Below are 12,589 nucleotides of genomic sequence, written 5' to 3' on the forward strand. Positions count from 1 at the left end.
GATTTTAATGACTAGAAGCGATCAAATAAATATTCTTCTTGTTGAAGATGAAGATTTTGATGTAAGAAGAGTAAAAAATACTGTCAATTATTACGAAACCCGAATTAAAATAGTAGATGTTGTTTCAAATGGCAGGGCGGCAATCGAATTAATTCAGGCGAGTCCAGATAAATACGATGTTGTAATTCTGGATTATCAGATATCGGGAGGATTGCGCGGTGAAGAATTGATAGTAAAAATAAAAGACTACGATCCTTTTATTCAAATAATTGTAATCACTAAGATGACGATCAATATTACAAATTACGATTTTGCAAATAGTCTCTTAAGATCTGGTGCGTTTTGGTATTGTACAAAATATCCCGGAAACATTGAGGAATATATATATCAACCTACGGATTTTATACTAAGCATTTTCAATGCTTTTGAGAAGAAAAAATTAGAAAAGCAAAAATTAAGATCGGATAAAAAATTAAAACAGAATATAGAATCACTGCTTGAATCAAAAAAAATTATCGGCGAATCAAGACCGATGCAACAGCTCAAGGAAAATATTGAAAAATATGCCAAGAGCGATGCAAATATATTGATAAGTGGTGCTTCCGGTACTGGAAAAGAGCTTGTTGCCTGGAATATTTATTTGAAGAGCAAAAGGAAATATGAAAATTTCGTCCCGATTAATTGCGGAAGTATACCGGGAGAATTAATCGAGAGCGAACTCTTTGGTTATGAGAAAGGTGCTTTCACAGGAGCGAGCGCACATAAGTTGGGACTTTTTGAAATAGCCAATAATGGAACTCTTTTTCTCGATGAAGTATCGGAACTTCCTCATTCTGCTCAAGTGAAATTGCTAAGAGTCCTTCAAGAGGGTGAGATTGAAAAGATTGGAAGAACTGAAAAAATTTCAGTCAATGTTAGAATAATTACTGCAACAAACAAGAATTTAGCTAATGAAGTAAATTCAAATAGATTCAGAGAAGATTTGTATTATAGATTAAATGTTATACCAATAGACATAGTACCACTCAAGCAGAGAGGTGATGATATTTTACTTCTCTTCGATCATTATCTAAAATATTTCAGCCAAGACCTTGGTTTTGAGATTCCTGAAGTTGAAAATCAAGCTAAAGAAATTTTACTCAATTATAAGTGGCCGGGTAATGTACGTGAATTAAGAAATGTTGTTCAAAGATTGATATTAAACAGCAGCGGTAAAATAACTGCAGCTGATGTAAGCAATCCGATGATTTTGAGAAACCATATTATTATGAAAGAAGAAACCAATTTTGAAGAAATTCACCAAGGGCAAGTAATATCATTAAAAGAAATGGAAAGAATTTTCAGAATCAAATACATCAAGTATGTTAGAAGTATTTCCAGTTCGGATTCCTTTGCTGCTGAAAGACTTGGTTTGGCGCCATCTAATTTTTATAGGATGTGTAAAGAACTTGGATTGAAATAATCCGGTAACTCAATTCTGAAAGATGCTGAAGTTTGACTTCAGAATATTCGAATTGATTGGCATGCTTCAAAAACGATTATTTTTTTTGAGATCATTAACGATGGAAAAAACATTGTATATCTCAATTTATCCATTTGTACCTGCAGGCGATAATACCATGTACATTATCTTGCGACAAACCAAAACCTATCGACTTTTAAGTATAACTTTATTTCTAAACCTAATCTTAGATCCAGCGCTCATGATAATAGAAAAGAAAATTATTAGGCAAACTGAAATAGAATTACTTTTTCTTATGAAATAAATTTATGAGGACAAAATGAAATACGGTTATTTTGATGACAAAAGCAAAGAATATGTCATAACAAATGTTAGAACACCTTACCCATGGATCAACTATTTGGGAAGCGATAGTTTCTTTTCTTTGATCTCAAATACTGCCGGAGGTTATTCTTTTTATAAAGATGCATTGCTGCGTAGAATCACTAGATACCGTTACAATAATGTTCCAATTGATGATGGCGGGAAATATTTTTATATCAACGATGGCGGTGAAGTTTGGTCACCTGGATGGAAACCTGTAAAAGCGGAGCTTCAAGATTATTCATGCCGGCATGGAATGGGCTATACGATTATCAAAGGGAGTAGGAAATCCGTTGAAGCGGAAGTACAATTTTTTGTTCCTGTAAAAACAAATTGTGAAGTACAAAAAGTTAAACTCACCAATAAAGGTCGTAACAAAAAATCATTGAAGTTGTTTTCATTTGTAGAATTTTGCCTTTGGAATGCACTGGACGACCAGACAAACTTCCAAAGAAATTTTTCTACTGGAGAAGTTGAGATAAAAGATTCTGTTATTTATCACAAAACGGAATACAAAGAAAGAAGAAATCATTTCGCATTCTATTCCGTCAACCAGAAAATAAACGGCTTTGATACAGACCGCGAATCATTTCTCGGTTTATATAACGGATTCGATCGGCCCGATGCGGTGTTTGAAGGTAAAGCCCGCAAATCCGTTGCACATGGTTGGTCGCCAATTGCATCTCATTTTCTAAAAGTTAATTTGAAACCGGGTGAATCGAAAGAATTTATTTTTCTTCTCGGCTATATAGAGAATGATGATGATAAAAAATGGGAATCGAAAGGAGTAATCAATAAAGAAAAAGCTCTTTCGATGATTGAGAAGTTTTCAACTCCTCAGAAAGTTGAAGAGTCATTTAATGAATTAAAGAATTATTGGGAAACTCTTCTTTCCATTTTTAATGTTAAGAGTCATCATAAAAAACTCGACCACATCGTTAATATTTGGAATCAATATCAGTGCATGGTTACCTTCAATATGTCACGCAGCGCTTCATATTTTGAATCTGGCATCGGACGCGGAATGGGTTTTAGAGATTCCAACCAGGACCTAATTGGATTCGTTCATCAAATTCCGGAAAAGGCAAGGGAAAGAATTCTTGATATTGCCGCAACACAATTTGAAGATGGCGGAGCTTATCATCAATATCAGCCGCTCACTAAAAAAGGAAATCATGCTGTCGGAGGAAATTTCAATGACGATCCGATGTGGCTAATCCTCTCAACGACGTCTTATATAAAAGAAACCGGAGACTTTTCAATTCTTAAAGAGCAAGTTCCGTTTGACAGCGATCCTTCGAAAGCAAAATCATTGTTTGAACATTTGAAAAGATCATTCTACCATGTTGTGAATAATCTAGGACCGCATAAACTTCCGCTTATCGGCAGAGCGGATTGGAACGACTGCCTAAACCTCAACTGCTTTTCGACTAATCCCGATGAATCCTTCCAGACGACTGAAAATAAAACCGGCGGCGTTGCAGAATCAATAATGATTGCTGGTTTATTCGTAGCATACGGACAAGAGTTTGTGAATCTCTGCAAACAGTTAAATAAGAATGATGAAGCTGTTGAGTATCAAAAACATGTTGATGCAATGGTAGAGGCTGTTAAAGCTCACGGCTGGGATGGTGAATGGTTCTTGCGCGCTTACGATTATTATGGCAAGAAGATCGGAAGCAAAGAAAACGAGGAAGGAAAAATATTTATCGAGTCGCAAGGTTATTGTATAATGGCAGGTATTGGTCTTGAGGACGGGAAAGCTAAGCAAACATTAGAATCAGTAAAAAAGTATCTTGATTGTAAATACGGAATTGTATTGAACAATCCTGCATTCACTTATTATCACATAAACATGGGAGAGATTTCTACATATCCTGCCGGATATAAAGAGAATGCCGGAATTTTCTGTCATAATAATCCATGGATCATAATAGCGGAAACAATGGTGGACAACGGCGATAGAGCTTTCGAATACTATAAAAAGATTTGTCCTTCTTATCTTGAAGAGATAAGCGATTTACATAAAACCGAACCTTACGTTTATGCACAGATGATCGCAGGCAAAGATGCATTCAAACCGGGTGAAGCAAAGAACTCATGGCTCAGCGGAACTGCATCATGGACTTTCTATACAATTTCTCAATACATTCTCGGAATTCAACCGCAATACAACGGTTTAAAGGTTGATCCATGCATCCCGAAAGATTGGAGTGGTTTTGAGATCAACAGAAAATTCCGCGGTGCTAATTTCAAAATTAAGATTTCCAATCCCCAGAGTATATCTAAAGGAATTAAAAAATTAGTTGTTAACGGTGAAGAGATATTTGGAAATGTAATTCCTTTAGCAACTGCCGGTACGGAAAATATAGTTGAAGTAATTATGGGATCGTAATATTTAGTCAACAAAATAGTATAGATATATTTCCTTAATAAGAATTATTAAAAACACCTTTGCAAGCATAATTTACTTCTGTGGAGCAATAATGAAAATTATTTGTGATTCTCTAATTCTCGCATCCATCATCACAGCACAACAAAAAACTATTGAACAAAAAGTTGATTCGGTTCTTGCTTTGATGACTCTTGACGAGAAAGTCGGTCAATTAAACCAACTTTCAAGTGGAGTAGGTTTAGGAACGGTTATCCAACAAGATAAATTTGAGCTGCAGAAAAAATTAGTCAGAGAGGGAAAAGTTTTTCTAATCCCGTTCGCTTCAGAAAATAAAAGTTTGTGCAATAAATTTATTTATAACTATCATTTTGTATGAAAGTATAATTATCTCCACTGCAAACCGATATAAATTAAATAACAGCGAGGAAATATATGCTTAATAAAAAAAGAAATTTTTTGATCGTCTTTTTGCTTTGCAGCATCTCGTTAAACGCATCAAATATTTATTTGAATAAAGCAGGTTACCTGCTCAACTCAACAAAGATTGTTTACTTCAGAACGTTTACGGATAGTTTTTTTGTTAAAGACGCAGCAAATAAATTAATATTGAAGGACAAAGTAGAAATTAGCAGAATGAACGATCCTTCAACGGGGATGACTATATATAAAGGGAATTTCTCTGCCGTTAATCAAGCAGGATATTATTATGTAACGGATAAATCAGGAAATAGATCATCGATGTTTTTTATCGCGGACACGGTTTATAATTCTGTCTACAAAAAATCTTTAAAAGGATTTTACTATCAAAGATGCGGTTCTCCACTATTAAGTCAACATGCAGGTGTTTATCAACATACATCATGTCATTCCGTACGACTTCCTTTTTATTCAGGTGATGGAGAATTTCATATTAGTGCGGATACTACCGGTCACTCAAACGTAACGGGCGGATGGCATGATGCAGGTGATTATGGCAAGTACGTTGTAAATGCTGGGATTACAGTAGGAACTCTTTTAATGGCTTATGAAATGTTTCCTGAGAGATTTTTTTATGATGATCTAAATATTCCTGAATCAGGAAATACAACTCCAGACATTTTAGATGAATGCCGCTATGAATTGAATTGGCTTTTTAAGATGCAAAGACCAAACGGTGCGGTCTTCACAAAGGTAACGCATGAAACCTTTGAAGGTTTTATAATGCCGCAATTCGATAATACAACAAGATACATTTATCAGATTGCGAGTACTGCTACTGCAGATTTTGCGGCTATGATGGCAAGAGCATACAGAGTATTCAAAAAATATGATCAGCCCTATTCAGAAAAATGTTTAGCGGCTGCAAAAAAAGCATGGGATTATCTTGAATCTCATCCCTCAATTTTTCCAGCAGGTGGATTTAGAAATCCTGCAGGAACAATTACAGGTGAATATGGCGATGCAAATGATACAGATGAAAGGTTATGGGCATCTGCAGAATTATTTATTTCTGCTGGAGAATCTAAATATCATTCATTCTATTTAAGCAATTATAAGAGGAATGGATTGTTTACTGGAAGTATGGCGTGGCCATCAATGGCGCCTATGGCGCAGCTTACATATGTGTTTGGATCTTCAACTCAGAAAGATCAAACTGTATTAGCGGAACATAAAGTAGCGTTACAAAATTATTGCAATACTTTAGTAACAAGAAGTAAGAATGACGGCTTCAATGTTACTCTCCAATCAAGTGAATATTATTGGGGGAGTAACTCAGATGTACTGAACAGAGCAATTCTTTTAATTGCTGGTTACGAGCTTTACAAATCTGCAGATTATTATGATGCTGCGCTAAGTCAATTCAATTACATTCTCGGTGCTAATGCGAATGATATTTCTTACATCACCGGCATCGGGGAGAAAAGAGTGATGCATCCTCATCATCGACCATCAGGATCAGATGGCATTGTGGAACCCGTACCAGGTTTAATGGCTGGCGGTCCGGATAAAGGGCGGGATGATGATTCTCTTAGAGCATATACAACAAGTTTAACGCCATCAGCATTGTGTTATATAGATAATGAAGGAAGTTATTCTTCCAACGAAATTTGTATTAACTGGAACGCACCACTGGTTTTTGTTGCCGGTTACTTTAACAATGGCTCTTTAATTGTTGATGTAAAAAAAGATTTTGAAAAAATTCCAACCGAACTTCATCTGGATCAAAATTATCCAAATCCATTTAATCCGGAAACTGTAATCGGTTATCGGCTTTCAACAGGCAGTCATGTATCATTAAAAGTATTAGATGTTTTAGGAAGAGAAGTAGCAACTTTAGTTGATGAATATCAAATACCTGGATTTTATAATTCTACATTCGATACTCTGCACTTTACATTATCCTCCGGTGTTTATTTATACACGCTTAGAGTCGGAGAAAATATTCAGACCAAAAAGATGATTCTGATAAAATAGTCCCGAAAAAAGTAAAATATTTGTAAATGATATTCCCCTAAAAATTTTGCTAACTATCTTCAAATAACGGTGGGAAGATGAAATTAAAATTCATGATTTTTTGATCTTAAAAATATCTGGGCAAAGATTGATAAAAATAGTTTTGTATTAAAAGAGAATTAATTCTATGAATTACTCAAAATTTTTTAATGCAGGTATTGCTCTTAAATCGTTCTCATCAGTTGTCGTAATTATATTTTTTCTCATGATTATTTCTCCGCAAAAAGTCTCCGCAGGAGATAGCAAACTTGACAGCCTTGTTAACCGCGCGATCAAAGTTTCTCTAATTCATCTGGAAAACAGTGTTAAAGAAGTTAATGATACAGAACTATTCCCAACGTATGGTACAAAACAATTAAGATGGATACTTAAACCGTCTGATGAATGGACAAGCGGTTTTTATCCCGGCTGTCTGTGGTACGCTTATGAATTAAGTAAAGATCCAAAATTCAAAAAGTGGGCGCTGCAATGGACATCATCAATCGAGAAGGAGAAAAATAATACCGAGACGCACGATCTTGGATTTAGATTTATGTGTTCCTTTGGTAACGGATTACGTTTGGGAGATAGTAGATATAATGATAAATATAAAAATATTCTTTTAACGGCGGCTAATACTTTATCCCAACGATACAGCCCTGTTGTCGGATGCTTCAGCTCCAATTGGGATTTGCACAAGACTGAAAATTCTTTCCCGGTAATAGTGGACATAATGATGAATCTTGATCTTCTATTCTGGGCTTCAGAAAACGGCGGTTCAAAAGATTTTGTTGAGTACGCACGCAGTCATGCATTAAAAACTTGTCGCGATTTTATACGTGCTGATGGAAGTACATATCATATTGTCCGTTACGATAAATATTCTGGTAAAATTATCAATAAGGGAACATTACAAGGTGCGGGAGATGAGACTACATGGTCGCGCGGGCATGCATGGGCAACATACGGAATGGTAGTAATGTACCGTTATACTAAAGAAAAACAATTCTTGGATACAGCAATTCGTCTCGCGAATTATTTTGTTAATAATCTGCCACACGATCATGTTTCCGCCTGGGACTTCCAATCCAACATTAATTACCGTGATGTTTCTGCAACATGCATTGTTGCTTCTGCTCTTTTCGAAATGATTAAATACATTGAGGATGATAGTTTGAAGAATCATTTTCAGTCTGTAGCCGAATCGATGCTGATGGCTCTTTGCCAGTCTCCTTATTTTATTAATGATCTTAGCACAAATTGTTTGTTGGATCATTCAGTGCAGTTTCTTCCCATTAACAGTAATATTGATGTACCGTCAATCTTCGCCGATTACTATTTCTTAGAAGCACTTGTTCGATACAAAGCTATACATAAGCTGAATGATAAATAAAATTTTCTTTTTCTTGTTCGGTGAATTGTAGGAGGATAAAGTATTAAAAAAATTTATTCCGTTTACACATTAGCATGAATCCAAATTATATATCGTTTTATCGTACAACTACTCCCACATTCAGAAAAATTTTTTTGGAAGATAAATGAAAGTACCGCGGATTATTCCAAGATGTTCAATTATTATAATGATAAAATTTTATTAGAATTATAAATCCAGATCAATGTTTTTATTACACTATCCGCATATATTAACTTGTTATTGAATGAACCAATGTCTCTTTTCAAATGGCACTATTTATGAGTGATTAGTAGGTTAATTAAAAAAAACAATTCTAATTCTTTATGAATATCATGCGGAAAATAATTTTTATCTCTCTACTTGTTATAACTTGTTCTGTTTTAGTCCAAGCTCAGCAAAATAGAATTGACTATAACGGTCAAAAGTTATTTTTAAGCGGCTCAAATTTAGCATGGGTTACTTTTGCTTCTGATATTAATACTAGCAATAGTAAAAATATTGCTAATAATATTGCTGATTGGATGCTTCAAATGCATGATCATGGTGCTAATGCAATGCGCTGGTGGCTGCATACGGACGGAACAACTAATCCTGTTTTTAATTCAACTAATCTTGTAATCGGACCTGGTGACTCAACGATTACTGATATTAAAAGAGTATTAGACCTTGCATGGGAAAGAGAAATTGGAATTAATCTTTGTCTCTGGTCTCATGATATGCTTAATAAAACCAAAAGCCCAACAGTTATTAATAGAAATACATTACTCCTAACTGATACGACTTACACAAACGCGTATATTAAAAACTGTTTAAAACCGATGGTGGAAGCGCTTAAAGGCCATCCCGCAATTCTTACATGGGAAATTTTTAACGAGCCGGAAGGATTGAGCAATGAACTTGGCTGGTCCACAAATTATCATGTTCCGATGTCAGCAATTCAAAGAGTAGTTAATTTGTGTGCGGGAGCTATTCATGAAATTGATCCAACTGCAAAAGTTACTAGCGGTGCACAAACTTTTGCTTCACTTACAGACATTCTTGCAAAAAGATCACCTCAAACAGAATTAAATATTGAGACGATGAGTCAAGCTGATAAAAAAAATATGGAAGATTTCATTTATAAAAAATATGGTTTTAAACTAACGGCAGCTGAAATTGTAGCACATTTCCAAAAACTAACGGCAGCAAATTATAATTATTATTCGGATAGTAGGTTAATCGCCGCGGGTGGCAATTCTAAAGGTACCCTCGATTTTTACTCAGTACATTATTATACTCAAAATGGAATTAATGTTTCACCGTTTGTTTATTCCGCAAGTCATTGGGCATTAGATAAACCTGTTGTTATAGGTGAGTTTGCTTGTCAGATTAATAATGGAGTTCCAAAAGACATTCTATATAGAAATCTCTACGCAGGTAATTATGCCGGCGCGCTTGCTTGGTCTTGGTCGGATCCTAATTTTTCTTCTACAACAGATATGCTGGCGAACATGCAATCTATGTGGGATAGCTACAAGTCCGATGTTGATGTTAATGGTATCGGTGGTGATTGGCCCACCGTCAATATCACTAATCCTGCTAACAATACTCAATTCATGGAGGGTGCTGAAGTGAATATTGTCGCCGAAGCATCGGATAAAGATGGAACTGTAGTTTCAGTGGAATTCTTTGCAAATGATACTTTAAAAATTGGTGTAGTTACTTCCAGCCCTTTCTCAATAACTTGGAAAAATATTAAGCAGGGAGATTATAAATTAACGGCCGTAGCAACCGACAATCAGAATCACAAAAGGGCATCAACTATAGTGAATATCAAAATTGGTATTCCTCCATTTACTAAACTTGAAGCAGAGGCAGTTGCTATCCCAGGACCAGGTTGGACGATTGTTAGTGACCGGACAGCTAGCAACGGTGCTTATGTAAATTTTGCTACAAATGATTCCACTGTCAAAATCACTTGGCAACTCAAAAATGTGCCCGCTGCAGGTAGTTATGAAATTGCATTCGGTTATCGTCTAGCTTATAACACACCGAAAAGCCAGTATATAAATGTAAACGGAAAACGTGTCACTGAATTAGTGTTTGACGGTAGTATGAATGTATGGTTGGAAAAAAAATTAACTGTTAATCTTGTACAAGGAATTAACACTATCCAAATGCAAATGTCGTGGGGCTGGATGCATGTCGATTACCTTGCAGTACCTACGAGCTTAGTAACAGCGGTAGAAACCATTGCATCATTGCCGCAAAATTTTTCTTTACAACAGAACTATCCAAATCCATTTAATCCGACAACAACAATAACATTTGCTGTTCCATATTTAGAGACTAGCCGCGGCGAATCTCTACAGCATGTTTCTTTAAAAGTGTACGATATGCTCGGACGTGAAGTTGCAACCCTTGTTAATGAAATAAAACAACCGGGCACATATGAAGTGAAATTTGATGGAAGCGGATTAGCAAGCGGTGTTTATTTCTATAGACTGCATTCCGATTCATTTACAGATACGAAGAAATTTGTTTTGATAAAATAGTATCAATTAATATTAATTGTATAAAGTATTTTGCAATTCTGAAATCAAAGTTTTCCTCGGAATATTTATGAAAAAAATATTGGCACTCTCATTCATTGTTTTTCTATTCATCATGTCCGGATGTTCTGGTGTTGTTGTAAATGAAAGTACTGGTTTTATAAATGTAAATGACACTCATTTTATTCTAAATGGTAAACCTTATTTTTTTGTTGGTACTAATTTGTGGTACGGTTGTTATCTCGGATCACCTGGTAAAACTGGAAATAGAGAGAGACTTATTAGAGAACTCAATAATTTACAATCCACCGGGATAATGAATCTGCGCGTTTGTGCAGCCTCAGAAGAATCTCTAATGGGTCGTTCGATAAAACCGGCAATACAAATATCACCAAATAATTACGATGAAGAATTACTTGAGGGCTTAGATTTTCTTCTTTTTGAAATGCATAAACGTGATATGAAAGCTGTCCTTTTCTTGAATAATTATTGGCAGTGGACCGGTGGAATGGCTCAATACAATGCGTGGTTCGGCGATGGTAAAGTGCCGGATCCTGACGATCCGAATGTTGGATACGGAAAATTTATGGATTACTCGGCCGAATTTTATCTAAATGACAAAGCCAAAGAATGTTTCAGAAATTATTTAAGAATGATAATTACAAGAGTGAATAAATTTAATGGTATTGCTTATAGAGATAATCCGACTATAATGGCATGGCAGCTAGCTAATGAACCAAGGCCGGGAAGAGATTTATCAATAATAAAATCTGCCGAGATTTATTATAAATGGATTGATGAAACTGCTCAGTATATTCATTCACTTGACCCTAATCATCTTGTAACAACCGGAAATGAAGGTCTTGCAGGAAGCTTACAATCCGAAGAAATATTTTTGAAATCACACGAGAGTAAATATATTGATTATGCTACGATGCATATTTGGCCTAAGAACTGGGGATGGTTTGATGCTTCTAATATTGATGAGACTTATCCAAGTACAGAAAAAAATGCTATCGAATATATAAACAAGCATCTTAAGTATGCGCGTCAATTAAACAAACCAATAACAATGGAAGAATTTGGAATTCCAAGAGACTATGAAGCAAGTAAGCCCGGTACTCCAACAACAGCTCGCGATAAATATTATAAAAATGTTTTTGCAGTTATTTATGATAGCGCTGCTGCCGGAGCTCCAATTGCCGGAACTAATTTTTGGGGATGGGGAGGAGTTGGACGAGGTAGGAATTTAGATGATAAATGGCGAGAAGGCGATCCATATACAGGTGATCCGCCACAAGAGTCGCAAGGACTTAATTCAATTTACGATACTGATCTTTCAACGTTAGAAATTATTTCAACGCATGCTGCACAAATGGAAAAATTAAGAAATAAAATCCAGATGGCGAAGATCCAATAAGTTTAATAATTGCTGAATAAGAATAAATCGCATAGAAGTTTTTATTAGTCATTCCCATTTTAAATCATGAATATATTTAATCCTAATCTTAATCATTCCCAGGTGATTATAATGGAAAGAATAATATTTTCTGTATTACTATGTCTTTTCTTATCGAGTGTTTTGCTCGCCGGATCAGAAGAAAGCAAATCATTTTCCCAGTTGGAAATTAAAGACGGATGGCGCTTTCGTCAATCCAATGATAACAATTGGTATCCGGCGACAATCCCGGGATGCATTCATACCGATTTGATAGATAATAAGTTAATTGAGGATCCATATTTTGGATTGAATGAACAAAAACTTCAGTGGATTGGGGAAAAAGATTGGACTTATCAAACTACTTTTGATGTTCAGCAAGAAATCTTGAAAAGAAAAAATATTGAACTCGTCTTTAAAGGATTGGATACTTATGCGGAAGTTTATCTGAACAAAACTAAAATTCTTTCAGCTAATAACATGTTCAGAGAATGGAAAGTCGATTGAAAAAATC

At 35.3% G+C, this 12,589-nt stretch carries 8 protein-coding genes; all 8 read left to right on the plus strand.

Annotated features, from left to right (window positions below):
• Positions 1-7: 7 nt before the first annotated feature.
• Positions 8-1,462 (plus strand): sigma-54 dependent transcriptional regulator, encoded by a 1,455-nt coding sequence (locus tag NTX65_02755; protein MCX6168232.1) that lies wholly within the window; start codon positions 8-10, stop codon positions 1,460-1,462.
• A 319-nt stretch (positions 1,463-1,781) separates the two neighbouring features.
• Positions 1,782-4,220: a glycosyl transferase gene (locus NTX65_02760; GenBank protein MCX6168233.1), complete on the plus strand. Its 2,439-nt coding sequence runs from the start codon at positions 1,782-1,784 to the stop codon at positions 4,218-4,220.
• Positions 4,221-4,311: 91 nt separating this feature from the next.
• The gene (locus NTX65_02765) at positions 4,312-4,596 is read left to right on the plus strand and encodes a hypothetical protein (protein ID MCX6168234.1); all 285 of its coding nucleotides are present in this window, start codon (positions 4,312-4,314) and stop codon (positions 4,594-4,596) included.
• Positions 4,597-4,652: 56 nt separating this feature from the next.
• Positions 4,653-6,674: a glycoside hydrolase family 9 protein gene (locus tag NTX65_02770; protein ID MCX6168235.1), complete on the plus strand. Its 2,022-nt coding sequence runs from the start codon at positions 4,653-4,655 to the stop codon at positions 6,672-6,674.
• A gap of 166 nt (positions 6,675-6,840) precedes the next feature.
• Positions 6,841-8,085, plus strand: a complete 1,245-nt coding sequence (locus NTX65_02775) for a glycoside hydrolase family 88 protein (GenBank protein ID MCX6168236.1) — start codon at positions 6,841-6,843, stop codon at positions 8,083-8,085.
• Positions 8,086-8,438: 353 nt separating this feature from the next.
• Positions 8,439-10,640, plus strand: a complete 2,202-nt coding sequence (locus NTX65_02780; protein MCX6168237.1) for an Ig-like domain-containing protein — start codon at positions 8,439-8,441, stop codon at positions 10,638-10,640.
• A 67-nt stretch (positions 10,641-10,707) separates the two neighbouring features.
• Positions 10,708-12,057: a cellulase family glycosylhydrolase gene (locus tag NTX65_02785; GenBank protein MCX6168238.1), complete on the plus strand. Its 1,350-nt coding sequence runs from the start codon at positions 10,708-10,710 to the stop codon at positions 12,055-12,057.
• Positions 12,058-12,168: 111 nt separating this feature from the next.
• Entirely contained in the window at positions 12,169-12,582 is a 414-nt protein-coding gene (locus NTX65_02790; protein ID MCX6168239.1) for a hypothetical protein, read from the plus strand.
• The last annotated feature ends 7 nt before the right edge of the window (positions 12,583-12,589 follow it).

The organism is Ignavibacteriales bacterium (assembly GCA_026390795.1).
Lineage (GTDB): Bacteria > Bacteroidota > Ignavibacteria > Ignavibacteriales > Melioribacteraceae > Fen-1258.

What these genes read in the sequence shown, in the direction of transcription:
- NTX65_02755 (MCX6168232.1), top strand. Translation starts at nt 8, where the DNA reads ATGACTAGAAGCGATCAAATAAATATTCTTCTTGTTGAAGATGAAGAT.
- NTX65_02760 (MCX6168233.1), top strand. Translation starts at nt 1,782, where the DNA reads ATGAAATACGGTTATTTTGATGACAAAAGCAAAGAATATGTCATAACA.
- NTX65_02765 (MCX6168234.1), top strand. Translation starts at nt 4,312, where the DNA reads ATGAAAATTATTTGTGATTCTCTAATTCTCGCATCCATCATCACAGCA.
- NTX65_02770 (MCX6168235.1), top strand. Translation starts at nt 4,653, where the DNA reads ATGCTTAATAAAAAAAGAAATTTTTTGATCGTCTTTTTGCTTTGCAGC.
- NTX65_02775 (MCX6168236.1), top strand. Translation starts at nt 6,841, where the DNA reads ATGAATTACTCAAAATTTTTTAATGCAGGTATTGCTCTTAAATCGTTC.
- NTX65_02780 (MCX6168237.1), top strand. Translation starts at nt 8,439, where the DNA reads ATGCGGAAAATAATTTTTATCTCTCTACTTGTTATAACTTGTTCTGTT.
- NTX65_02785 (MCX6168238.1), top strand. Translation starts at nt 10,708, where the DNA reads ATGAAAAAAATATTGGCACTCTCATTCATTGTTTTTCTATTCATCATG.
- NTX65_02790 (MCX6168239.1), top strand. Translation starts at nt 12,169, where the DNA reads ATGGAAAGAATAATATTTTCTGTATTACTATGTCTTTTCTTATCGAGT.